Genomic DNA, 23,086 nt, shown 5'->3' with positions numbered 1-23,086 from the left:
TCTCACAGCCAACGCGCCCTACATGCCCCAACGCAACGACGGTGTATGCACCGGGCTATCCCAGTGGCGCGTCATTTCGTCGTCCAGCACACATAATGTGATCGACGCGCCCGCCATCTCCAGCGAAGTCGTCAGTGCGCCCACCTGGGCCCGGCCGATCTTCAGGTCGCGTTGCTGGAGCCATGCTCGCGTCGAATTGAATAGCAGGTAAAGTTCGCCAAGCGGTGTTCCACCCAGGCCGTTGACGAGTACCAGCAATTCAGCTCCGGCCTGGGGCTTGAGGTCATCGACGATCGCCTTGAGCAGCTCTCCCGCGATCGCATCGGCCCCCGCGAACCGCGCCCGGCGCCGGCCCGGCTCGCCATGAATGCCGACGCCGACTTCGATCTCGTCGTCGCCGATCTTGAACGTCAGGGTGCCGGCCGCCGGCACGGTGCAACTGGTGAAAGCGACGCCCATGGACGCCGTGCGCTTGTTGATCCGGTCGCCAAATGCCTTGCACTGTTCAAGGTCTGCGCCGCTTTCCGCCATACTGCCAACCAGCTTCTCCACTATCACCGCACCCGCGACCCCGCGCCGCCCGGTGGTATAACTGGAGTTCTCTACGGCCACATCGTCGTTGATCAGCACCATCGCGTTCGGAACCTCCGTCATCTCGGACGCCATTTCGAAATTCATCAGATCACCAGAATAATTTTTCACGATGAACAGTACGCCGGCCCCGGTATCGACGGCGGCGGCAGCAGCCATCATCTGGTCCGGTGTGGGTGACGTGAAGATCTGGCCCGGACAGGCGGCGTCGAGCATCCCGTAGCCGACAAAGCCTGAATGCAGTGGTTCATGTCCCGAGCCGCCTCCCGATATCAGGCCCACTTTGCCAGGCTTCAGTGTCTTGCGCCTCACGAACACAGGTTCGTTGTTGAGCACGACCAGGTCGCTATGCGCGGCGGCAAATCCCGCCAGGCTTTCGGCAAGGAAATCGTCCACGTGGTTGATGAATTTTTTCATGGTCTGGCCTCCATTCACGGTTGGTTTCGCGCGAGGTGCGCGCACACCGCCGCAATCATGATCTGACTGGAACGCGCGCCGGGATCGATATGACCACGCGAGCGTTCGCCCAGAAACGATGCGCGCCCTTTGGTCGCGAGCATGTCGCGGGTGGCAAGCATGTTCTCTTCAGCCACCCGTGGCAACGTATCGAGCACCGTCTGCCGCATAGTGGGCGCCCCGGTTGCGGCCAGTTCGCTAAAACGCGCGGCGACCGGAATCAGCACGTCCATCATCGTCTTACTGCCGACGCCCGTCTTGCCCCGCTGCCCGACCGCCTCGACGCCGGCCGAATAGATACGCGCAAAACCCGCAACGTCCAGGGGATTGTTCGCGGCGGCTTTAGACATCCCGCTCAGCAAGGAAAAGAACAGCGGCCCGGATGATCCGCCGACCGTCGACAGCACCTTGCTCGCCGCCCGTTCCAGCGCGACCCCGAAGGTTTCCGCTTCGATGTCCGCGCGCATTGCAAGCAATGCCTCCATGCCGCGCAGCAGGTTGAAGATGTGATCGCCATCGCCGATCTGCTGGTCGAGTAAGGCTATTTCGTCCGAGTGTTCTTTCAGCGCTGCGTATGCGGCGTCGATACACTCCATGACCGTTTTGCCGTTCATGTCGGGATCCTCCTGCCGTCTGCACGGAAATATAAGAGGCTGCGAGCGGGCAACGACACCCGCACCGACTGCCCGGGGCTGAAGTTGCGTTCGGCCATTGTGGTCGCCACTACCGAGGTTCCAGCGCGATCCAGAATCAGCAGATGACGCAACGGTGAGTATTCGAGCACCTTCAGGTCCAATGCGCCGCGTGCCTGATTTGTGCCGGGTGCATCACGTGCGTCGCCATCGTGCAGCACCACGTCTTCAGGACGAATCGCCACGGTCGCGGTGCCGGCCGGCACCGCTGCTGAATCGAACAGCGTGGGCGGCAGTAGATTGATCGGCGGCGAGCCGAGCCGTTGCGCCGCGCTCAATGAGGCCGGATTACCGTAGACGTCGCGCGGCGTGCCGAGTTGTACCAGTCGGCCGTGTTCAAGAATGCCGATGCGGTCGGCTAGTGTGGTGGCTTCCACCTGGTCATGCGTGACGTAGAGAATGGTCGCGCCAATCGTACGATGGAGCCGCTTCAGCTCGATGCGCAATTCCTCGCGCAGTTTTGCATCGAGCGATGACAGCGGTTCGTCCATCAGAAACACTTTCGGCTCGCGCACGAGCGCACGCCCGATCGCAACGCGCTGCATCTCGCCGCCCGACAAATGCGTCGCCATGTTGTCGAGCTTCGCTTCCATATGCAGCATCTTCGCAACCGCTTGCACGCGCGCGCGGACCTGTTCCTCGCTGCTGCGACGACGTGGCGAACGCAGTGGAAACGCCAGATTGCCGAACACGGTCAGATGCGGATACAACGAGTATTGCTGAAAGATAAACGCAACATCGCGATCGGATGGATGTACACCGGTGGCGACCGCGCCGTCGATCAGCACGTCGCCGGCATCGGGACGTTCCAGTCCCGCGATCAGGCGCAGCGTTGTGGTTTTGCCCGCGCCGCTCGGCCCGAGCAGCACGACGAATTCGCCGTCTTTCACGTCGATCGACAGGTCGTCCACCGCTACGATGTTGCCGAAGCGCTTCGATACATTGCGTAGCCGGATTTCAGCCATGACCCTCTCCGCTGACAGAAAGCGTGGCAGCAGCGCCCGGCAGCAGGCGCTCAGTAGCGGCGTCATACAGCAGCGCGCGTTCTTTCCGAAATGACAGACCGATGGTCGTGCCCGCGGCAACACCATCGTCTTTTCTTGCCCGCACACGCACGACACCCAACGCAGTTTCAACCACCAATATCTGGTGCGAACCGAGATACTCGTCGGCGATCACCTGACCGCGCAGCGGACCGCGCTCGTCAATCATGATGTGCTCCGGTCTGATTCCCAGCAACACGCGCGCGGCCGCCGCATCGCAACGTGGTACGGAGACCGCGGCGCCATGCAGACTCACCTGCTCCTGGCCCGCGATAACCGCTCCGTCGACCGGCAAGAAATTCATGGGTGGACTGCCGATGAAGTTGCCGACGAACACAGTGGCGGGAAAATGATAGATCTCGTGAGGCGAGCCCGCCTGCAACACCTCGCCCTGATTCATCACCACAATATCGTCCGCCATGGCCATCGCCTCACTCTGATCATGTGTGACGTACACCGTGGTGGCGGTGAGCGCGTTGTGCAGTTTGCGCAACTCCAGGCACATCAGTTCACGAAAGTCCGCATCGAGCGTGCCGAGCGGTTCGTCCATCAGGAATGCTTTCGGTTGCCGCACGATCGCGCGGCCGAGCGCCACGCGTTGCCGGTCGCCACCGGACAGGCCGCCCGTCTTGCGATCGAGAATGCTCTCGATGCGCAGCATATGCGCCGCTGCATCGACGCGGGCAGCAATCTCGCTGCGCGACACGTGTTCGTTCTTTAGCGGAAACGCAATGTTATTGCGCACTGTCATATGCGGATACAACGCGAACATCTGGAACACGAAGGCGATATCGCGTTGACGCGCGCGCAACGCAGTCACGTCCTCACCATCGATCAGTATCTGCCCGGAAGTCGGCAGCTCGAGACCCGCTATCATCCGCAGGGTTGTGGTTTTTCCGCAGCCTGATGGTCCGAGCAGCACGACGAAGCGTCCCGCGCCGATGATCAGACTGGTGTCGCGCACCGCGACAAAATCGTCGAAGCGCTTGTGGAGATGAGCGAGAACGATCGTGGACATGATTCAGTCAGGGAAATGGCTGGTAACGACGAACGCAAGCGCACCCACCAGGATGACCGGAAACGACCAGGTGAAAAGAGCCAACGAAAACGGCTGCACGAGCATTGCGATACCTAAGCCAATCAGTACTGTCGACGCACCCTCGCTGTACCTGCGACGTAACAGCCAACAGTGCGGTGGAATGAATTCGCGTTTCATTTGCGCACGGCTCCGAAGGTGATGCCCCGCAACAGATGCTTGCGCAGCAGAACGGTGAAGAAGAGAATCGGCAGCACGAACAAAGTGGTTGCAGCGGCAACAGCCGGCCAGTCCTGACCGCCTTCTCCGATAATGAATGGAATGAACGGCGGCATGGTCTGCGCATCGCCGCTTGTCAGCAGCGAAGCAAATGCGTATTCGTTCCATGCAAAGATCAGGCAGAAGATCGCCGTGGCGGCAATGCCCGTCATCGCTTGCGGTAGCACCACCTTCACGAAGGCCTGCAAACGTGTGTAGCCGTCCACCAGCGCGGCCTCCTCATACTCGCGCGGAATCTCATCCATGAAACCTTTGAGCAGCCATACCGCGAGCGAGACATTCACCGCCGTGTACAGCACGATCATGCCGACATAGCTGTCGCTCAAGCCCAGCGCGCGATACATCAGGTAGATCGGAATGGCGACTGCAATGGGCGGCATCATGCGTGTAGAGAGAATGAAGAACAGCAAATCGTCGGAAAGCGGCACCTTGAAGCGCGAAAACGCGTATGCCGCCAGCGTGCCGAGAAATACCGCAAGAAACGTCGAGCCGAATCCAATCACAAGCGAATTCACGAAGCGCGGCAAAACCTTTGAAGGTCCGGCGATCACCATGTTGCGCTTGCGCACCTCACGCTCATACCAGGTCTGCGCAGGCGGCAGGCTTGCAATGAACTCCGGCGTCTGCCGCGAGCGGATCGTGAACAGGTTCACATAGCCTTCCATGGAAGGCTGAAACAGCACGACGGGCGGATACGCTATCGCATCTTCCTGCGTCTTGAAGCTCGTCAGGAAAATCCAGACCATCGGCAACGAAGCCGCCAGCGCGTACGTGATAACGACCGCCGCCGCGAAGCGCTTGGCTCGCGGAGATGACGCCACCACGGAATGTTGTGTCGCAGTCGGTCTCATCGCTGTTTGATCCGGTTAAGTGCCTTCACGTAGATATTCGCCGCACCGAATACCGTCACGAACAGGATGATTGCGAGCGCCGACGAATAACCCGTCTGCCACTTTTCAAACGCGGCACGCTTGAGCGTGATCGATACCGTTTCAGTCACCGAACCTGGACCGCCGGATGTCAGCAGGTTCACCATATCGAACATCTTGAAGTTTTCAATGCCGCGAAACAGCACCGCCAGCATCAGGAACGGCATGGTCATGGGCAACGTGATCGACCAGAACTGTCGCCACGGCGTTGCGCGATCCACTTCCGCCGCTTCGTAGATATAGTCGGGAATTGAGCGCAGGCCCGCCAGGCAGATGAGCATGACGTAAGGTGTCCACATCCATGTATCGACCATTACAATGGTCCACGGTGCGAGCGATACGTCACCGATCATCTGGAACGATCCCGGCGCGATGCCGGTGAAGAAGCTGACGATATCGTTGAAAAGCCCTGTCTGCGGTTGCAGCAGGAACGTCCAGAAGTTGCCCACAACTGCGGGCGATAGCATCATCGGCAGCAGGATTAGCGTGGTCCAGAAGCTATGTCCGCGGAACTGCCGGTTGATCAGCAGGGCAAGACCGAAACCCAGCAATACCTCCAGCCCGACCGACCAGAAAACGAAACGCGCGGTCACCTGCATGGCGTACCAGATATCTTCGTCGTTCAGAATGTCGATGTAATTTCCGATACCGACAAAACGCGCCGGTACGCTCGGCATGTTCGACTTGAAGTTGGTGAACGACAGTCGAAGCGCCCAGAGCAAAGGGAAGATATTGATCGCGAGCAGCAGCAGAACGGTCGGAAGAATGAAGATCCACGCGATCGCCCGATCCGACAGCCCGCTTAGCCGTTTCGAAATGCGCATTGGCGCACCCGCTTCGAGACGCGTGGAAGAAAAAGGCTTGTCTGCGAACATGCCTGACTCCTTTAAGCGGACCGGAGACAGGCTGCTCAGCCCTCACCGGTCCAGTCAAGTCCAGCTAAACGCTATTACTTTCCCTCTTCCTTAAAGACCTTGTTCCAGTCTTTCACCAGCAGATCCAACGCCTCTTTAGCTGTGCCCTTGTCGGCTACGACGTAGTCGTGCACGCGTTTTTGCATGTCGAGCAACAGTTCGGCATAAGCGGGCTCCGCCCAGAAGTCTTTGACGATCGCCATTGATTTCAGGAACGCGGGTGCGAACGGCGCGCTCTTCGGAAAGTCCGGCGCATCGACCACTGATTTAGCCGCCGAATAGCCGCCGAGTTGCCACCATTTCTTCTGTACGTCCGGTTGCGCAAACCACTTGATGTATTCGAGCGCGTCTTCCTTATGGTCCGAGTACGAGACCACTGAGATGCCCTGCCCGCCCAGTTGCGTGTATTGCTTCACCTCACGCGGATTCACGAAGAAGCCGATCTTGTCGCCGCCGACGTTCGGGTCTTTGTAAAGCCCTGGAAAGAACGCGAACCAGTTCATCTGCATCGCCACCTGGCCTGATTTGAACGCGTCGAGTCCTTCCTGCATGTAGGCGTTGGTCATGCCCGGAGCCGTGCAACACTTATAGAGCGCCTTGTAGTATTCGAGCCCTTTCACCGCGCCTGGCGAGTTCACGAAACCGTCGAGGTGATAGGGCTTCTTCGGATCCTGATACTCAAAGCCGAAGTTGTACAAGGCGTTGGTCACGCCCATCGTGATCCCCTCGGATCCACGCTCGGTGAAGATATACACGCCGTAGACCGTCTTGCCGTCGATCTTGCGCCCCTGAAAGAACTCCGCGGTCTGCTTGAGTTCATCAAGCGTCGTGGGCGGCGCGAGTTCACGGTTGTATTTCTGCTTGAATTCCGCGCGCAGCTCCGGGCGCGCGAACCAGTCTTTACGGTAGGTCCATCCGACCGCGTCAGCCATCGCAGGCAAGGCCCAGTAGTTCGGCGTATTCTTTGGCCACTCGGAATATCCCACCACCGTGGCCGGCACGAAGTCGTCCATCGAAATCTTGTTCTTGGTGAAGAAGTCGTTGAGCTTCACGTAATGCCCATTGACCGCCGCGCCGCCAATCCACTGACTGTCCCCAATGATCAGATCGCACAGCTTGCCGTGCGAATTGAGTTCATTGATGAAGCGGTCGGCATAGCTGGTCCACGGCACGAACTCGAACTTCATCTTGATGCCGGTCTTGGCCGTGAAATCTTTCGACAGTTCGACCAGTGCATTGGCGGGATCCCAGGCCGCCCAGCAGAGTGTCAATTGCTTGCCCTGTGCGTGCGCGCCCGTTGCAATGCCGAGCCCCAGCGATATGAGGGTTGCCGCCACTACCCTCGCTGACGTTAGACGTAACATGTCTCTTCTCCTTGTCTTTCTCGGGTCTCCAACCTGATGACATTCAGCGCCCATGCGCCGGGCGCCGTATTTCGGCTCTGGCGGATCAGAAGTCGGTCCGCGTGTCGCGAGCGTCAGGCATGCGCATTCTCACGAAGATAAATCCGGGTTTCCGGCGTGGGGATGGCAAGCGCTCCCCGAACGTCGTTTAGAAAGTTGATGGCGGCGAGCCCCGCCCAATGAACGATGCCGCGGACGTCCTGATCCAGGATCACGTCGATCGCGCGTTCGGATAGTTGAGTGCGAGTTTCCGCGGTGCATTCGTGGCCGATCAGGACCAGGCGGGCCTTGTCGCCGGACTCCTGCAATGCCGCTGCGATGCCGGAGATGCCGCCGCCGGTCACGTAGACGCCGACGAGATCAGCATGGCGCGCGCGCAAACCCTGCACGGCAAGACCGGCACCGTCGTCGTCTTCCGCGAAATCCGGCTCGGCAACCCAGCGCAGGTTGCGGAAATCCTCTTCCAGCACCTGCGAGAATCCGGTGCGCCGCTCCACCTGATCATGCAGGCGGGACGATCCCGACAGCACGGCGACCGTGCCGAGCCGCGTGCCCAGAAAGCGGCCCATCAGCAGTCCTGCGGTGCGACCGGCAATCCGGTTGTCGACACCGACATACGCGGCGCGGCGGCTTGCAGGTAAATCGGAGAACACCGTGACGACCGGCACGTCGGCCTCGCTCATCTCTTCAATGAAACGCTCCACCCACGGATAGTCGAGCGGTGCGAGAACCAGTGCGTCGTAGTCGACCACCTGGGCGGCGAATGCAGCGGTGTCGCGCTGGGTGGAGAAGTCACAGCGATAGAACGAAGGGGTGATTCGATGTTCGCGAAAGAAACTGGCGGACAGCGCAATGTTGCGTTCGACGTGATCCAGAAAGCGCGAGTTGACTTGTGGCAGTGCGAACGCAACGCGGAATGAACCGACTTTTGCTGGACGGCCGCGGCTTGCCCGCTCGTCGCGTAGATTGGCGAGCGCCAGATGGACACGCTCGGCGGTTTCCGGTCGCACGGCATGATCGTCGCGTAAGACGCGATCGACCGTGGCGACGCTTACGCCGGCACGACGCGCAATCATCGTACGAGTAGCCGGCATGGGTCTCCTCCGGTGCCGAGCGTAGAACGGTTTTGTTTACCGAAGGTAGTTTTTCCTCGAAAAAATGCAAGCTTTTTCTCCAAGAAAAAAGCGTCATTGTTTTGCTGTGCGTAGTTGTGCATCGCATTGGGGGTTCCCAATGCGCAGCGGCAAGGGCGGCGATCCCGAGGATAAAATCCGGTAGCGGACGCCTGCCCGCCTATGTGACGGTTGAACGGTGGTGTGAAAGAGAGGTTTGAAGTCATCGCTTACTGCGTCGCAAGCGGTGACTACGAGGAAATTGAGGGGGAAGTTGGGGTGCACAAATTTCACATCATATTAAAGTTAGGACGACATCCGAACATGCGAGAGGAGAATCATGAGTAAAGTATTCGTCAACATTGGACTCAGCCTAGACGGCTACATGGCACCGGAAGGAATGACCATGGAGAATTGGGACAATCCTGAGTACAGGAACTGGGGTGCCAAGTGGGGCGCGCTGATGGCCTGGATCTTCAATCAACAGTACTTCCGCGAGAACCTCAAGCTTGGACCGGGGGGAGAGACCGGCCCGGTCAATGACCTGCTTCGCAGCACTACGGAGCGCATTGGCGCCAACATTATGGGCAAGCGAATGTTCGACCAGGGCGAGCGCGCCTGGCCGGAAGAAGCTCCGTTTCACACACCGGTTTACGTCCTGACCCATGAAAAACGCGAAGCCTGGGTGCGCCCGGGTGGGACGACCTTCTACTTCATCAATGACGGGCCGGAGCGTGCCCTTGAGCTCGCTCGGGAATCCGCAGGCAGTCGGGATATTCGTATTGCGGGCGGAGCCGATGTGATCCAGCAGTACCTGACCATGGGCGTCATTGAAGAGCTCGAAATCGCTTTGTCGCCCGTGTTGCTCGGCGGTGGGCGGCGTCTCTTCGAGAACCTGCGCGAGCCCGGGCCGCGGTTTCGCATTGACAAGGTTCTTGATGGTCCTGCTGCCACACACTTGCGCTATGTGCGTCTGTGAGGACGGGCTGATACCCGGTGCAGCGGACGGCGCGCTGCTGCAATGTTTCAGGATATAACGCAGCGATGCGCTGGGTCGAGCCTTCGCATTAGCCCTGGTCGCCGCCACCGACAGGCAGTACCGTACCCGTGATATACGACGCTTCATCTGAAGCCAGGAACAGAATCGCACTCACCTGCTCGTCGATTGTTCCGTAGCGATGCATCAGGCTGGACGCTATCGTCTGGTCGACGATACCTTGATACCACCCGGCCTCCCGGTCGCTTTGCCTTTCGGCATTGCGTGGTACTTTGCGCGGAGGCGCTTCAGTGCCACCGGTAGCGACAGCGTTCACGCGAATACGATCCTGCGCATGCTCGAATGCGAGACTCGCGGTCAATGCATTGACACCCCCCTTGGATGCTGCATATGGCACACGATAAATGCTGCGCGTCGCGATCGACGATACATTGACGATGGCACCGCCCTGCTGCGCGATCATGGCCGGCAAGACGGCACGACAGCACCACAGCGTCGGAAAGAGCGAGCGTCGAACTTCCGCCTCTATCTGTGCTTCCTCGTAGTGCTCGTACGGTTTGGCCCAGATGGTGCCTCCAACGTTGTTCACCAGAACGTCGATGCGCGCGTAGGTTTCAAGCGCTGCCTGCATCAACAGGCTTGCACCAGCGTAGGTTTCGAGGTCGGCAATGACAGTCAGGCACCGTGCACCCCGCGCGGTGATTTCCGCGGCGGTGTCATGCACCAGTTCCGAACGGTCGCACAGCACGATCGCAGCACCTTCTTCCGCGGCACCAAGGGCGACGCCGCGCCCGATGCCCTGGGCCGCGCCGGTCACAACGACCACTTTGTTCTGAAATCGATGGTTCCTGGTCATGCCTGTCATGGTTGTCATGCAACGTCGTTTGTCGAGAACTTCTCGTAGTGGAAGCGTGCGTGAGTCACACCGATATCGCGCAGGCTATTTCCTCGGGCCGCTTCGGTAGCCCACGCGATCGGGAGGTGGATCAATGCGCTACGACAATATCGCTGTCGGTCACGCGCGCGGTCGTGCGAATCGCGATGACGCCAAGCATCGCTGCCGCAAGAGGTACGGCCAACGCCAGATAGAATCCGCCCGGGCCTCCGTGGGCAAGGACCGTACCGCCCACAGCGGAACCCGCGATCGCACCGACCCGCCCCATTCCGATTGCCCACCCGGTCGCCGTTGCACGCAGTGTCGTTGGATAGGCGCCCACCACCAGATAATTCAGCGCGATCTGCTGACCGCCGATACCAAGCCCTGCCGCGCCCGCAAGCGCAAAGACCAGGCCCCACGCAGTCCCGGCATAAGCAAGCCCGACGGAAATCGCAATGCCAAGTCCTAGCAGCGCCATCAGCAAACGGCGAGTGCTTACTCTGGGAAGCAGCATCGAGAGGGGAATGGCGCAGACGATGAACACGGCATTCACGATTACCGTACCCATCGGCGCTTGCGAAACTGGCAGGCCCGCGGCTTTCAGCACGGTAGGCAGCCACGACAGGAACATGAACCACGCAACCCAGTTGCACAGATAGACGGCCCAGATAGCAACCGTGTTGCGCGCATTGCCATTGCTGAACAGCGCGGTAACGCTGGCGCGGGCAGTCGTCTTCGGGGCCTGGAATGTCGCGTCGGCCGGCAACGCAACGCTCACGATGCGACGCAGTGTGTTGCGCACACGCTGCGCACTGTCGTTGCCTGACCGACTGACCAGATATTGCAGAGACTCCGGCAACGCAAAATACAGCACGACGAGGAGCAGCAGTGGCGCGCCTCCGCCGACGACGAACACACCCTGCCATCCGATCACGGGCATCAAGCGCGCAGCCAGCAGCCCTCCCAGCATCGCTCCGGCTGGCAGGCCCAGCAGAACACCTGTCATGATCGAGCCTCTGTGGCGCGCCGAGCCGTACTCTGCGGCAAGGGCGAGCAGAACCGGTGTACAGCCGCCCATGCCGAGGCCGGCGATAAATCGCAAAGCCAGAATCTGCACGGTGCTACTCGCGAACGCGGTGAGCAGCGACGCAACGCTGAATACAGCGACGCCAACGAGCAGCGCCGGACGGCGGCCGATCCTGTCGCCGATCAGACCCAATGTCATCGCGCCAATCGTCATGCCGAGCGTCCCGGCGATCAGGATGGGCGCAAGATCGCCCGGACGCAAACCGAACGTCGCGACAATCGCCGGGCCCGTAAAGGCGATGGCTTGCGTATCGAAACCGTCGAACACTGCGGTTGCAAAGCAAAGAAGGAAGATGCCCCACTGATAGAGCCGAAGCGGCTCGCGATCAATGAGCGATGCGATGTCGAGAGGCTTGTTCAAGATGTCTCCGTGCGTGCGCGACAGCGTCGCTTTTGTTTTATATCGGTCGGTAACGGGGCTCAGGTTATGCGAATCGGCACTAATCCGCCAATACCGATTGGGACTGCCTCCATACCGTCAGCGCATGAAGGTGCTGGCGATCCAGCAGCCTGATGAGCAGGATGCATCCCGTTCGTGTGCCCCGCACGTTGCCCGCCATCCTGAGTCAGGAGGCGGTGCGGCGGCTCATCGCAGCAGTCGGGAAGCTGAAGCAGCAGACCGCACTGCAGCTCGCCTATGGCGCCGGATTGCGCGCGAGCGATGAGTTGGCGCTGAAGGCAGCGACACCGACAGCCAGCAGATGACCCCTGCGCCTCGAACAGAGCAATTGCCGCAAGGACCGCTCCTCCGTATCCCACGGGAATTTATAATTCAGCCATGACTTTCGATACTTCAGACCGTGGCATCGCGACGCCCCGGCTAACATTGGTGCCCGCGAGAGATGAGTTCGCTGGCATCTTGCGCGACTTTTATCTCGACAATCGTTCGCATCTTCAACCTTGGGAGCCCCTTAGGTCCGATAGCTTTTTCGACTTGAGCGAGATTCATCGCAGGCTTCAGTCGATGGAGGCGAACTCTGCTTCAGGAAATGCGTTGCACCTGTTTCTATTCCTGGACGAAACAGGCGAATTGGTTGGCGAATGCAACTTTACAAACATCGCACGAGGCCCGTTCCAGGCGTGTCACCTCGGCTTCTCTCTCGGCAGGCGATTTGAAGGAAAGGGGCTGATGTACGAGGCCTTAGCGGCAGCGATTCCATACGTTTTCGCCAATCTCGGGTTACATCGCGTAATGGCGAATTACCGTCCGGAGAATGTGCGCAGCGGCCGGTTACTCCAACGCCTGGGTTTTGAGCGCGAAGGCTTGGCTCGATCGTATTTGAAAATCAACGGAGTTTGGACGGACCATGTTCTTACGTCCGTTATCAATGAAGCAGCGGAGTACTAGCCTGTGAATCGTCGCGGACGAGAGCGCTTGCACAGGCCGCGGCAGAGTTGATTGGCGCATCAACCAGAGAGTGAGAGTGAGATGGCTGATTGCCACATCAGCCGCCACACCCATGTGCGCTCCCACAGGCATACGAGAGTCATCAGTTCGCGAGCGCTAGTCCACCAATGCGGAAGTAACGCTCCAGCGACTCTATCCGGTCACTTGCGACGATCGCTCCGACATAACCGTCCGGGCGCACAAGCACCCAATCTCCGGACTGCAGCGCGTACGCATCACGGAAATGACCTCCGTCGTCGATGACATCACCGCGAGCACCAAAGGTATGAATGCGCAGGCCAGCTCGCGGCGCCACCTTATCGCGTTCGACGTCGTAGCCTAGCAGTGTCCAGTGAGTGCCCCTAAACAACTCGAAGACACGCGTTGAATGGCCGGTTGCACGACGAATGGGCGCATCGGGCGCGCGGTCGCCTGCCAGCAGACCGGCAGAGCGTTCAGGACACTCCATCGCCAGCGAGGACTCGGGGTAGCCGATGTCGAGTTGCTGAACTTCGCGGCCGCGCCGAAGCTCTCCCCGCTTCATCTCGTCGAGAAGCCTGGTCGAAAGACCAAGCATGTCGCCCGCGATTGGCCGGCGTTCTTCCTCGTAGCTATCGAGCAGCTCATCGGAAGCGCCGGCACTCACCGCTGCCAATTTCCAGCCAAGATTGTAGGCATCCTGCACGCTGGTATTGAGCCCCTGGCCGCCCGTCGGCGGATGAATGTGCGCAGCATCCCCGACGAGAAACACGCGACCGTCCCGGTAGCGATCGGCGAGACGCGCGTTCATGGTATAGGCAGACGCCCAGGATACCGAGTGGACGCGCATATCGTCGCGGCCAGTGCGTTCGGCCACCATGGCAGCAAGGCCTGCGGCGGTGAGGTCGACATCGCCTTCCAGCGCAACGGGCGCCTGTATCTGGAACAGATCCGTTCCGGCGAGCGGGCATAGCGATAGCTGCCGCTCCATCGAACCCTCGTTGAATCGATGCCAGGCGTCGCGCTCCAGCCCCGTCAGGAAGACGTCGGCCACGACGGCACGCACGCCAAGTGTCTTGCCTGGAAAAGCGATGCCGAGTGCCGCGCGCACAAAGCTGCGGCCACCGTCGGCGCCGACCAGATAGCGCGCATGAACGGTCTGGTCGCCAGCCTGAGCGGCAATACGCGCCGTCACACAGTCCAGTTCCTGTTCGACGCCGACCAGTTCGCAACCATACTCGACCCGATGACCCAGTTCAGCGAGTCGCTCGCGCATGACCGATTCAGTCAGGAACTGAGGAACGAGCAACGGCAGGCGATAAGGTTCGGCGGGCGTCGGGGATGCATGCTCGACGACGTCCGATTCGACGTAGCTGCCGTCGTCACGATATTCGCGCTGCGGCGGATACACGCCCCCTGCCACGACCACGCGATCGATGATGTCGAGATCCTCGAAAATTTCCTGCGTTCGCAGCTGTATGCCTTTGCCCCGCGAGCCCCGGAACGGTTCGTCCATCTTGTCGAGCAAACGGAACGACACGTTTCGTCGCGCCAGCTCGATAGCGAGAGTCAGACCGGCGGCGCCCGCCCCGCAGATCAACACGTCTACAGCCGGATTTCTCGTCATCACCCGCTCCATTATGTGTAATATGCACGCAATAGGAGGAATGGTATGTCGCCAAGAAGAAATGTGCAAGATACACATATATCCGAGCGTATCCGGGAGTTGCATCTGGCATTGATCAGCATCGTCAGCGTGATGAACCGCCCCGAACTGGACGAGAGAATGGTCCGGGAGGCAGGCATTTCGCTCGATCGTGCGTTGTTTCCATTGCTCGTCATAGTCGAGCGGCTAGGCCCCATTGGCGTGGTCGATCTCGCCGGACGGGTCGGGCGCGATCACACCACGGTCAGCCGTCAGGTGGGGAAACTCGAGAGCCCCGGGCTGGTCGAGCGGCGAGCCGGTATCGAGGACGGTCGCGTTCGGCAAGTCGTCGTCACGCCCAAAGGGAAGGCGATGACCAACGCGGTGGATGCAGCACGCGATCGGCTGGGCCGCGCGTTGTTTGCCAAGTGGGAGGAGGCGGAAATCGACGAACTCGTCCGGCTGATGCGGAGGTTTGCAGAGGATATCGAAACCCAGGCGTCCGGAGCCGGGACGTAAAACGGAAACAGATTCCATCCCGGCATTCACTTCACGGAAGTCGTTTCGATTCAGGTCCCGGCGGCGGCGAAGGTCGACCGCCGCCGTGAAACGACCTCGCTCAGCAACCCGTGCGCGGCGTGACTCATTCGTCCAGACACGCCCGCAACATTCGTGCGAGACGATCCGCTTCACGCGCATCGACAATGTTTGCGAAGCCCATCACGAGGCCGCGCGGCGTACGTTGCGCGCGGGCGTTCGCGTACCAGATCGACAGCGGCAGCACCGCGAGCCCCGCATCGCGGGCGCGCGAGGCCACGGCAACATCGTCGACCGGGCCGTCGGGACCGTGGGCGAATTGCGCCGTGAACTGGATTCCGCCTGGTGGCAAGTCAACGATCAGCCGCTCTCCAAAGGCCTGCTCCAGCGCATGCATGATCAGCATGCGCCGCTCGCTGTACAGCGCACGCATCCGCTTCAGATGCCGCGCAAAATGCCCCTGCTCCATGAAGTCCGCCGCCGTCGCCTGAAATAGCGGCGGCGACCCGGCGTTCATGCTGCGTGCCACCCGCCCGACCCGCTCGACGGCCCGCTCCGGCACGACCGCATACGCGAGCCGCAAACCGGGAAACATGACCTTGCTGAACGTGCCGCAATAAACCACGCGATCACGCCGGTCGAGGCTCTTCAAAGCTGGTAATGGGCGGCCCAGATAGCGGAACTCGCTGTCGTAGTCGTCCTCGATGATCCAGCCCGACATTTTCTCCGCCCAGTCGAGCAGCGCGATGCGTCTTGTGAGTGACAGCGTGTGACCAAGCGGGTTCTGATGCGACGGCGTAACCAGTGCGAAGCGCGCGTGCGCATCCAGAACTATGCCGCGTTCGACATCGATCCCTTCGCGGTCCACCGGCACCGGCACGAGTTGCACGCCCGTCTCGGCCAGAAAACCGCGTGCGAGCAGATAGCCGGGGTCCTCGAACCACATGCGATCGGTTGGGCGGGCGAGACTGCGCAATACGAGTTCGAGCGTCGCACGGTAACCGCCGGTCACGAACACTTGTTCCGGCAGGCAGGTCACGCCGCGCGACAGCCCGAGATAGGTGGCGATATGTTCGCGCAGCGGCCGGTAACCCGCCGGATCCGGGTACGCGAACATCGCCCGTTCGCCGCTACGCGCGCGACGCGAAAGGAGCCGGTTCCATACCTTGCCCGGAAACGCGTCGAGCGCGGGCAGTCCGGGTTGCAACGGCCTTGGCTCTCCGCTCATCGCAGCGGCAATCGCCGGCTGACGAGGCGCCGGCCGACCATCAAGCGCTTCGGCGGGAGTTTGCGGCGCGCCCGTTGCTTCGGCACTCCGCTTGCCGTACGCATCCGGAACACCTTGCGCCTGAGGCGGGCGCGTCACCGACGCCGGCAGCGACGGCGATACGAAGGTGCCCGCCGCGCCACGCATCTGCAGGTAGCCTTCATCGACAAGGATGGTGTAGGCCAGCTCGACCGTGCCGCGCGCCGTGTTCAACTGCGTGGCGAGGCCGCGCAGCGCCGGCACGCGATCGCCGGGACGCAGATGCCCCGCGGCAATCGCGGTCCTGAAACGCTCGCAAATCTGCAGATAGATCGGCAACTGCTGCTGCCGATCGATTTCTATGGTCAAGCCGGGAGTCGGCGCGGTCATGACGGTTTTTGTCGGGCAAGGGGTGAGGGAACAACATGGACTAGTCAGATCGACACTTCTTGGCACTTCTCGATAAAGCATGATTTTTCCACAATAGCCTCACGCGATGCGACTGCGGTGAACACTTTCACTCGATACGCCACCCGCCAGGCGACCCGCGCGTTCATTTACTTTGATCTGGAGAATTTGCCATGAAAATCGTCGTAATCGGTGGGTCGGGCCTGATCGGATCGCGTCTCGTCACGCTGCTTAGCGAGGCGGGGCATGAGGCAATCGCCGCGTCGCCGCGTACCGGCGTGAACAGCGTGACAGGCGACGGCCTGAGCGACGTTCTCGCGGGCGCGGATGTCGTCGTGGATGTAACGAACGCGCCGTCATGGGAGCCGCAGGCGGTGCTCGACTTCTTCCGCACCTCGGCGCGCAACCTCGGCAAGGCTGAAGTGGCCGCAGGCGTGCGCCATCACGTCGCCCTATCAATTGTCGGCTGCGACCGCACGCCGGAGAACGCCTATTTCACTGCCAAGGTCGCGCAGGAAGAGGTGATCGAAGCAGCGGGTGTGCCGTACACGATCGTGCGCGCCACCCAGTTCATGGAGTTCATCGGCGGAATCGCGGATTACGGCACGGACAGCGGCACGGTGCGCATCGGCGACGGCCTGTTTCAACCGATCGCCGCGGACGATGTCGCGGCAAACCTCGCGCAGGCCGCGCTCGCCGCGCCGCTGAACGGCACCGTCGATATCGCCGGCCCGGATCGCGCGCCCTTCGCGGAGATCGTCGCGCGTTACCTGAAATCGGCAGGCGACACGCGCCCGGTGGTGATGGATCCCGATGCGAAATACTACGGCGGTCGTGTCGAGGAGCAGTCGCTCGTGCCGCTCGGCGACGCGCGGATTGGCCGCGTCAGTCTCGATCAGTGGCTGACGCAGGCTAAGAAGGGGTGAATGCCCGCGGTCTTTTAAAAAGCTGCATCAACGTGTCTACGTTTGCCTTGATCGGAGCCGTCGGCCCGATCCGCGTTGAAGCCAAACAAAATTTTTTGGGTCAAGCATGAGCACGTCACACAAAGTTGTCGTCGTTACCGGTGCGTCGCAAGGAATAGGCGCCGAAGTCGTCAAGGCGTTTCGCAAGCTCGACTATCGCATTGTCGCGACTTCACGTTCGATCAAGCCATCGGAAGATCCGAACATCCTGACGGTTGCGGGTGATATCGGCGATCCGGCAACCGCCCAACGGATCATTTCCGAAGGCGTCGCGAAGTTCGGCCGGGTCGACACGCTGGTGAACAACGCCGGCATTTACATCGGCAAGCCCTTCACCGAACACACGGCAGAAGACTACGCCGCTGTGGTGAACGTGAATATGGCGGGCTTTTTTTACATCACGCAACTCGCCATCGCCGAAATGGAAAAGCATTCGAGCGGCCATGTGGTCAGCGTGACCTCCAGTACCGTCGACGCTGCGATCAGCGGCGTGCACTCGGTACTGGCGGCGCTGACGAAAGGTGGCTTGAACGCCGCCACGAAGTCGCTAGCGATTGAGTACGCGAGGAAAGGCATTCGCGTGAATGCCGTGGCGCCGGGGATCATCAAGACGCCTATGCACCCGCCGGAAACCCACGAAACGCTGGATGCTTTCCATCCGCTCGGGCGCATGGGCGAGATGAGCGATATTGCCGACGCGATTCTGTTTCTTGATTCCGCACCGTTTATCACGGGAGAAATCCTGCACGTCGACGGCGGCCAGAGCGCCGGTCGCTAATAACCTCGGGCATCGCAAGGCGGTGCTCGGTTTTTTTCCCACTCGGCTGAGATGCACACGCACTGTGAAATGCTGCGGAAGCGAGGATTGTTGCCGACAAGGCAACGCGACGAGTTCCTCTAGCTATCTACCGGAATGCAAGCGTTGAACCTACGATAACTTCCGAACGACATAGTAGTCCCCTACCCACCCTTCGACTGTGTCGAGCGTCGGTGAACTCGTTTCGAAACACGCCAGGTTCTGGTCGCCATTACCTGGTTGTTTCCCTGAGCATTTGCCACATGAGTTTGCCGGCAGAAGCCATGGTGGGAGCCAGGGTGGATTGGTCACGCATCTGAACCGAACCAGCATGGCTTCGCGACAGCCTGTGTTGGAATACGAGGGGCATTATCGTGTTTCATCTGAAATCCAAACGAGTCTTATTGAACGCCACGTGCACCCTCTTATGTGTGTTTATGCTGGCAGAAGTCGGAACACAGGCAAATGCGGCAACAGTCACGCGTGCGCCGGAGATTGAAACCTCCGGTTTGCAAGCTTCTTCGTCGGGCCCCCCTTTCGTAGGCGATGACCCGCTTGCCATTCGGGACAGGATCGTGAATCAGCACTTGAGTGGAGGCTCGTCGTCTTTGGGCGATCGTGTCCTGCGCCTGATCCGCATTCCCACCGGTAGCCAGCGCCACAATACCGACCTGACGGTAGCCCATCTCGATCGCGACCTCGCCTTCGTCGTACCCGTTCCGTATGGGATCAGGTATCAGGCGGAGAAGCATCTGTTGACGGTAAACGTGGACTTGTCCGATGCCGACAATCACGCAGACATCCTCCTCAAAAAGACAGTAAGCGGCCCCAGCGGCCGAAGGCTTGTGGTCGCGCCGGAAGCGAGGTTAAAGGGGTTCATTCAGCATATCGATATGATTGAACTCCAGTCCGGCGACAGTAAGAAGACAACGGTTCACGGACGTGTAACGCTCTCACGCGCGGCGTACGCAGAAGCGAACGGGGACTACGCGATTGTTCTCATGGGTCGCCTGGTGCCACCCTATGTCAACGACCGGATCGATCGCAGCGATCCTACCGATGACGAGCCTACTGACATCACGACAAGAACTTCCAGGCTCTATGTTGATATCCACGCCATCTGGCTGGTGAGCCCGCAGCGGGGGATCGTGCTATCGAAGGCACTGCATTTGTCGAAGTAACTCAATCTGATAGTGAATATGGCGCACGGTTCGCTCTTCCGAATGACTTAGGATTTCCCGGCCACGCCAGAGAGGGCTGCGCAACGCGCCGACGACCTCTACCTGGCATTTCCAAATTCGGCGATGGGTGGCTCGCAGACAACACAGTGAGCCCGTTCGCATATCAACGTTACACGCCGCGCCACTTACGATGATTTCGTACGGCTTACTGGCGCTAACGGCACACTACCGACAAACAACGCCATCGCGAAACAGAAGAAAAGCACTGCATAGACTGGCTGGACTCGACCAACAGTTCATGGTTGCTCGATGGGAACCGCAAGAATTCTACGCGACCACCTCCACAACGCGACAAAGCCCTATCCGCCCGTCATTAATTGTTGCCGCCGAGGCAACACTATGAGGTCCTTTTCAGGGCTACTGCCGCAAGACGACCACGCTTACGCTTTGTCCTGACGGTGACGGCACACGCTGCCTGATACAAGTCGTGAAACACAAGAGCGTAAAAGAAACGTGAAAACGCGCAGGACAAGCCTTCACTGCATTGCGCGCACGTCATTGCCCGCGACAGCAAAAGCTGTTGCGATGCGCGTTACGCAAACCCTCACCATCCGAGGAACGATCCGTGACAGAAGAAGATATTCGCAACAATGCCTTTGCGATGCCCGTACACAATCCAGCATATCCGCGTCCGCCCTTCCGTTTCATCAATCGGGAGTACTTCATCATCTCGTATGAAACGGACATGGATGCCCTTAGGGCCGTCGTTCCGGAACCGCTGACGGTCGACAATGCAATTGTCCACTACGAATTTATCCGCATGCCCGATTCTTCGGGGTTCGGCGACTACACGGAAAGCGGCCAGGTGATCTCGGTGCTGGACGAGGACGGCAATCGCGCCAACTTCACACACGCGATGTATCTCGACGACGAAGGCCCAATCGCAGGCGGCCGAGAAATCTGGGGGTTTCCCAAGAAGCTGGCTTCACCGAAGCTCTGCGTCGACGGCAAGGACACGCTGCTCGGCACGCTCGATTACGGAACGCAGCGCATCGCCACCGGCACGATGGGCTACAAGTATCGTCCTCTCGAGACGGCTGCTGAGCGCCGCAAGCTCGCGGATACGCCCAACTATCTGCTCAAGGTCATTCCGCACGTCGATGGTTCGGTGCGCATCTGTGAACTGGTGCGCTTCTTCCTGCGCGATGTCGATGTGATCGGTGCGTGGGAGGGGCCTGCCGCGCTCGAACTGCATCCGCATGCACTCGCATCGGTGGCCGATCTGCCGGTTCGCAAGGTGATCGGCGCACGTCACATCATTGCAAATCTCACGCTCGACGTCGGCGAAGTGGTCTATGACTATCTTGCCCCTGCCGAGTCGTTGAAACTCGCAGTCAACCAGTAAGCTCTCGGAGGACGTATGGCATTGAATGATAAGGTCGCGCTCGTTACGGGTGCAGCAAGTGGTATTGGCGAGCACTGCGCACGCAAGCTCGCATCAGACGGTGCGACGGTCGTGATCGCGGATCTGAATCTCGATAACGCTCAAAAGGTAGCTGAAGATATCGTTGCCAAGGGCGGCAAAGCGCTCGCCGTCGCGATGGACGTAACCAGCGAAGAAGCGGTCAATGCGGGCGTGGCCGAAACGGTGAAACGGCTGGGCGGCATCGACGTGCTCGTGTCGAATGCGGGCATCCAGATCGTCAACCGGATCGAGGATTACGCATTTTCCGATTGGAAGAAGATGCTGGCCATTCACCTCGACGGCGCGTTCCTGACCACCAGGGCCGTCATCAAGCATATGTACGCATCGAACAAAAGCGGCGCTGTGATCTACATGGGTTCGGTGCACTCGCACGAGGCGTCGCAGCTCAAATCGGCTTACGTGACCGCGAAGCACGGGCTGCTCGGTCTCGCCCGGGTTGTCGCGAAAGAAGGCGGACCGCGTGGCGTGCGCGCCAATGTCGTGTGCCCGGGCTTCGTCAGAACGCCGCTGGTCGACAAGCAGATCCCCGAGCAGGCGAAAGCCTTGGGAATCTCCGAGCAGCAGGTTGTGAAAGACGTCATGTTGAAGGACACGGTCAACGGCGAATTCACGTCGCTAGCCGACGTTGCGAACACGGTTGCATTCCTCGCCGGCTTCGAGTCGAACGCGCTCACCGGACAATCGATTGTTGTCAGCCACGGCTGGTTCATGCAGTAAGGAGACGACCATGTATCCGAGCCAGCGCAACAAACTGCAGCAACCCCATCGCATCAAGCTCCCCGCCTATGACGAAATTGGACTCGTGCTGCAGGGTGGCGGTGCATTGGGCTCATATCAGGCCGGCGTGTATGAAGGAATGGCCGAGGTCGGCGTGGAACCAACACGAATATCCGGAGTATCCATCGGTGCGCTGAATACGGCGATCATCGCCGGCAATGCGCCTGCGGACCGGGTGGAAGCGCTGCGCGGCTTCTGGAACACGATTAGTCAACCTGCGGATTTCTTCTCACATATCGGTGCGCGCATTCCAGCGTGGCCGGGGTTTGAAGATATGGGGCGCAGGTGGTCGAGCGCATGGGCTGCGACGCGTACGCTGATGGAAGGTCAGGACGGGTTCTTCTCTCCGCGCACGCCTATGCCTCTCGCCGGGCTCGGCAGGAAACGGCCTGACCAGGTCAGCTATTACGACACGTCGGCGTTGCGTGAGTCGCTTTTGCGGTACGCAAACTTCGATCGCATCAATGACGGGAGTATTCGCGTATCCGTTGGGGCGGTCAACGTGCGAACGGGCAATCTCGTCTACTTCGACAATTCGGCAATGCGTCTGGCGCCGGAGCATTTCATCGCATCCGGTGCGCTGCCGCCCGGCTTTCCGGCAGTCGAGATCGATGGAGAGTTCTACTGGGACGGCGGACTGGTTTCCAACACGCCGCTTACCGAGATCATCAAGGAAAGCCAGCATAAGGACACACTCGTTTTCCAGATCGATCTGTGGAGCTCGCGAGGCAAGCTGCCAGGCGACTTCCTCGACGTCAGCGAGCGCACCAAGGACATTCAATATTCGAGCCGAACACGAGCGATCACCGCGTTCATGTCGCAGAACCAGAAGCACGCGCAAATGATCAAGGCGCTGCTCGAACACATTCCTGAAAAAGTGCGGCTTGCGCACCCGTTGCTGCAGGAGGCGCAGAAAACGGCGGATGGCAGTGCGGTGAATGTCGTGCACCTGATCTACAAGAACAAATCGTTCGAGGGGCACTACAAGGACTATGAATTCAGCAAAGATACGATGCGTGAGCACTGGGCCAGCGGTCTCGAGGATATTCGCCGCTCGTTCGGACACCCCGAGTGGTTCGATATTCCGAGCCGCGAAACCGGCTTCGTCACGCGGGACGTGCATCGTTATCGGCAGGAAGTCAGCGAAACCGCCGCACTGGACAAGGATGCTTTGCCGCCATCGAAACGCACGCCAGAAGAAGAACTGTCTGGCGCAAAGTAGCGCGTATCGACACCACACCCTCCGGTTTGGTAGAGCTTGCAA

General features: G+C 60.0%; 22 protein-coding genes and 1 pseudogene. 10 read left to right on the top strand and 13 right to left on the bottom strand.

Annotated elements, in window-relative coordinates; all coding sequences use genetic code 11:
• Positions 1–18 precede the first annotated feature (18 nt).
• From dhaK to BLW71_RS30350, 9 genes are all read right to left on the bottom strand, one after another.
• Positions 19–1,008, bottom strand: coding sequence for a dihydroxyacetone kinase subunit DhaK (dhaK, locus tag BLW71_RS30390; protein WP_091805898.1), 990 nt, complete (start codon positions 1,006–1,008; stop codon positions 19–21).
• Between the two features lie 14 nt (positions 1,009–1,022).
• The gene (gene dhaL, locus BLW71_RS30385; protein WP_091805895.1) at positions 1,023–1,661 is read right to left on the bottom strand and encodes a dihydroxyacetone kinase subunit DhaL; all 639 of its coding nucleotides are present in this window, start codon (positions 1,659–1,661) and stop codon (positions 1,023–1,025) included.
• Positions 1,658–2,704: an ABC transporter ATP-binding protein gene (locus tag BLW71_RS30380; protein WP_091805892.1), complete on the bottom strand. Its 1,047-nt coding sequence runs from the start codon at positions 2,702–2,704 to the stop codon at positions 1,658–1,660. Before BLW71_RS30380 ends, dhaL begins: the two co-directional genes overlap by 4 nt.
• Positions 2,697–3,800, bottom strand: coding sequence for an ABC transporter ATP-binding protein (locus tag BLW71_RS30375; RefSeq protein ID WP_091805889.1), 1,104 nt, complete (start codon positions 3,798–3,800; stop codon positions 2,697–2,699). Before BLW71_RS30375 ends, BLW71_RS30380 begins: the two co-directional genes overlap by 8 nt.
• A gap of 3 nt (positions 3,801–3,803) precedes the next feature.
• Positions 3,804–3,998 carry a hypothetical protein gene (locus BLW71_RS30370; protein WP_091805886.1) on the bottom strand — a complete coding sequence of 65 codons (195 nt, stop codon included), beginning with the start codon at positions 3,996–3,998 and terminating at the stop codon, positions 3,804–3,806.
• Positions 3,995–4,948, bottom strand: a complete 954-nt coding sequence (locus BLW71_RS30365; protein WP_091805883.1) for a carbohydrate ABC transporter permease — start codon at positions 4,946–4,948, stop codon at positions 3,995–3,997. Before BLW71_RS30365 ends, BLW71_RS30370 begins: the two co-directional genes overlap by 4 nt.
• Positions 4,945–5,901, bottom strand: coding sequence for a carbohydrate ABC transporter permease (locus tag BLW71_RS30360; RefSeq protein WP_091805880.1), 957 nt, complete (start codon positions 5,899–5,901; stop codon positions 4,945–4,947). The genes BLW71_RS30365 and BLW71_RS30360 overlap by 4 nt, the downstream gene beginning before the upstream one ends.
• A gap of 74 nt (positions 5,902–5,975) precedes the next feature.
• A complete protein-coding gene (locus BLW71_RS30355) occupies positions 5,976–7,304 on the bottom strand; it encodes an ABC transporter substrate-binding protein (protein WP_091805878.1) in 1,329 nt (442 codons plus the stop codon).
• Positions 7,305–7,417: 113 nt separating this feature from the next.
• Positions 7,418–8,437 (bottom strand): LacI family DNA-binding transcriptional regulator, encoded by a 1,020-nt coding sequence (locus BLW71_RS30350; RefSeq protein WP_091805875.1) that lies wholly within the window; start codon positions 8,435–8,437, stop codon positions 7,418–7,420.
• A gap of 358 nt (positions 8,438–8,795) precedes the next feature.
• Between BLW71_RS30350 and BLW71_RS30345 the strand changes: the two genes are divergently transcribed.
• Complete coding sequence (locus BLW71_RS30345) at positions 8,796–9,434, top strand: dihydrofolate reductase family protein (RefSeq protein WP_091805871.1); 639 nt, start codon at positions 8,796–8,798, stop codon at positions 9,432–9,434.
• An 88-nt stretch (positions 9,435–9,522) separates the two neighbouring features.
• Here BLW71_RS30345 and BLW71_RS30340 read toward each other — a convergent pair whose 3' ends face one another.
• Positions 9,523–10,308 (bottom strand): 1,6-dihydroxycyclohexa-2,4-diene-1-carboxylate dehydrogenase, encoded by a 786-nt coding sequence (locus BLW71_RS30340; protein ID WP_091809066.1) that lies wholly within the window; start codon positions 10,306–10,308, stop codon positions 9,523–9,525.
• A 130-nt stretch (positions 10,309–10,438) separates the two neighbouring features.
• The gene (locus tag BLW71_RS30335; protein ID WP_091805868.1) at positions 10,439–11,776 is read right to left on the bottom strand and encodes an MFS transporter; all 1,338 of its coding nucleotides are present in this window, start codon (positions 11,774–11,776) and stop codon (positions 10,439–10,441) included.
• 149 nt (positions 11,777–11,925) lie between these two features.
• Between BLW71_RS30335 and BLW71_RS30330 the strand changes: the two are divergent.
• Both BLW71_RS30330 and BLW71_RS30325 read left to right on the top strand, forming a co-directional pair.
• Positions 11,926–12,159: pseudogene (locus tag BLW71_RS30330) on the top strand (site-specific integrase); the annotation flags it as partial.
• Between the two features lie 34 nt (positions 12,160–12,193).
• Complete coding sequence (locus BLW71_RS30325; protein WP_091805862.1) at positions 12,194–12,763, top strand: GNAT family N-acetyltransferase; 570 nt, start codon at positions 12,194–12,196, stop codon at positions 12,761–12,763.
• A gap of 142 nt (positions 12,764–12,905) precedes the next feature.
• On the opposite strand, the gene BLW71_RS30320 is transcribed toward BLW71_RS30325, so the two are convergent.
• On the bottom strand, positions 12,906–14,408 hold the full coding sequence (locus BLW71_RS30320; protein ID WP_091805859.1) for an FAD-dependent oxidoreductase: 1,503 nt from the start codon (positions 14,406–14,408) through the stop codon (positions 12,906–12,908).
• Positions 14,409–14,519: 111 nt separating this feature from the next.
• On the opposite strand from BLW71_RS30320, the gene BLW71_RS30315 reads away from it, so the two are divergent.
• Positions 14,520–14,945, top strand: coding sequence for a MarR family winged helix-turn-helix transcriptional regulator (locus BLW71_RS30315; RefSeq protein WP_353615900.1), 426 nt, complete (start codon positions 14,520–14,522; stop codon positions 14,943–14,945).
• Positions 14,946–15,069: 124 nt separating this feature from the next.
• Here BLW71_RS30315 and pdxR read toward each other — a convergent pair whose 3' ends face one another.
• Entirely contained in the window at positions 15,070–16,599 is a 1,530-nt protein-coding gene (gene pdxR / locus BLW71_RS30310; protein WP_091805853.1) for a MocR-like pyridoxine biosynthesis transcription factor PdxR, read from the bottom strand.
• 191 nt (positions 16,600–16,790) lie between these two features.
• Here pdxR and BLW71_RS30305 point away from each other — a divergent pair, with 191 nt between their 5' ends.
• The 6 genes from BLW71_RS30305 to BLW71_RS30280 all read left to right on the top strand — a co-directional run bounded on the left by BLW71_RS30305 (position 16,791) and on the right by BLW71_RS30280 (position 23,044).
• Positions 16,791–17,543, top strand: coding sequence for an SDR family oxidoreductase (locus BLW71_RS30305; protein ID WP_091805850.1), 753 nt, complete (start codon positions 16,791–16,793; stop codon positions 17,541–17,543).
• A 106-nt stretch (positions 17,544–17,649) separates the two neighbouring features.
• Positions 17,650–18,360 carry an SDR family NAD(P)-dependent oxidoreductase gene (locus tag BLW71_RS30300; protein WP_091805847.1) on the top strand — a complete coding sequence of 237 codons (711 nt, stop codon included), beginning with the start codon at positions 17,650–17,652 and terminating at the stop codon, positions 18,358–18,360.
• A 392-nt stretch (positions 18,361–18,752) separates the two neighbouring features.
• A complete protein-coding gene (locus BLW71_RS30295) occupies positions 18,753–19,559 on the top strand; it encodes a hypothetical protein (RefSeq protein ID WP_091805844.1) in 807 nt (268 codons plus the stop codon).
• A 625-nt stretch (positions 19,560–20,184) separates the two neighbouring features.
• Positions 20,185–20,964: an acetoacetate decarboxylase gene (locus tag BLW71_RS30290; protein WP_091805840.1), complete on the top strand. Its 780-nt coding sequence runs from the start codon at positions 20,185–20,187 to the stop codon at positions 20,962–20,964.
• 15 nt (positions 20,965–20,979) lie between these two features.
• Positions 20,980–21,762 carry a 3-hydroxybutyrate dehydrogenase gene (locus BLW71_RS30285; protein WP_091805837.1) on the top strand — a complete coding sequence of 261 codons (783 nt, stop codon included), beginning with the start codon at positions 20,980–20,982 and terminating at the stop codon, positions 21,760–21,762.
• Between the two features lie 10 nt (positions 21,763–21,772).
• Entirely contained in the window at positions 21,773–23,044 is a 1,272-nt protein-coding gene (locus tag BLW71_RS30280) for a DUF3734 domain-containing protein (RefSeq protein ID WP_091805834.1), read from the top strand.
• Positions 23,045–23,086 lie beyond the last annotated feature (42 nt).

Origin of the sequence: Burkholderia sp. WP9, from assembly GCF_900104795.1 — a bacterium.
GTDB lineage: Bacteria > Pseudomonadota > Gammaproteobacteria > Burkholderiales > Burkholderiaceae > Paraburkholderia.
This window is presented reverse-complemented; position numbering and strand designations above follow the sequence as displayed.

Excerpts from the sequence above, each read along its gene's own strand:
- dhaK (WP_091805898.1), bottom strand. The coding sequence starts at position 1,008 with ATGAAAAAATTCATCAACCACGTGGACGATTTCCTTGCCGAAAGCCTG.
- dhaL (WP_091805895.1), bottom strand. The coding sequence starts at position 1,661 with ATGAACGGCAAAACGGTCATGGAGTGTATCGACGCCGCATACGCAGCG.
- BLW71_RS30380 (WP_091805892.1), bottom strand. The coding sequence starts at position 2,704 with ATGGCTGAAATCCGGCTACGCAATGTATCGAAGCGCTTCGGCAACATC.
- BLW71_RS30375 (WP_091805889.1), bottom strand. The coding sequence starts at position 3,800 with ATGTCCACGATCGTTCTCGCTCATCTCCACAAGCGCTTCGACGATTTT.
- BLW71_RS30370 (WP_091805886.1), bottom strand. The coding sequence starts at position 3,998 with ATGAAACGCGAATTCATTCCACCGCACTGTTGGCTGTTACGTCGCAGG.
- BLW71_RS30365 (WP_091805883.1), bottom strand. The coding sequence starts at position 4,948 with ATGAGACCGACTGCGACACAACATTCCGTGGTGGCGTCATCTCCGCGA.
- BLW71_RS30360 (WP_091805880.1), bottom strand. The coding sequence starts at position 5,901 with ATGTTCGCAGACAAGCCTTTTTCTTCCACGCGTCTCGAAGCGGGTGCG.
- BLW71_RS30355 (WP_091805878.1), bottom strand. The coding sequence starts at position 7,304 with ATGTTACGTCTAACGTCAGCGAGGGTAGTGGCGGCAACCCTCATATCG.
- BLW71_RS30350 (WP_091805875.1), bottom strand. The coding sequence starts at position 8,437 with ATGCCGGCTACTCGTACGATGATTGCGCGTCGTGCCGGCGTAAGCGTC.
- BLW71_RS30345 (WP_091805871.1), top strand. The coding sequence starts at position 8,796 with ATGAGTAAAGTATTCGTCAACATTGGACTCAGCCTAGACGGCTACATG.
- BLW71_RS30340 (WP_091809066.1), bottom strand. The coding sequence starts at position 10,308 with ATGACCAGGAACCATCGATTTCAGAACAAAGTGGTCGTTGTGACCGGC.
- BLW71_RS30325 (WP_091805862.1), top strand. The coding sequence starts at position 12,194 with ATGACTTTCGATACTTCAGACCGTGGCATCGCGACGCCCCGGCTAACA.
- BLW71_RS30320 (WP_091805859.1), bottom strand. The coding sequence starts at position 14,408 with ATGACGAGAAATCCGGCTGTAGACGTGTTGATCTGCGGGGCGGGCGCC.
- pdxR (WP_091805853.1), bottom strand. The coding sequence starts at position 16,599 with ATGACCGCGCCGACTCCCGGCTTGACCATAGAAATCGATCGGCAGCAG.
- BLW71_RS30305 (WP_091805850.1), top strand. The coding sequence starts at position 16,791 with ATGAAAATCGTCGTAATCGGTGGGTCGGGCCTGATCGGATCGCGTCTC.
- BLW71_RS30300 (WP_091805847.1), top strand. The coding sequence starts at position 17,650 with ATGAGCACGTCACACAAAGTTGTCGTCGTTACCGGTGCGTCGCAAGGA.
- BLW71_RS30285 (WP_091805837.1), top strand. The coding sequence starts at position 20,980 with ATGGCATTGAATGATAAGGTCGCGCTCGTTACGGGTGCAGCAAGTGGT.
- BLW71_RS30280 (WP_091805834.1), top strand. The coding sequence starts at position 21,773 with ATGTATCCGAGCCAGCGCAACAAACTGCAGCAACCCCATCGCATCAAG.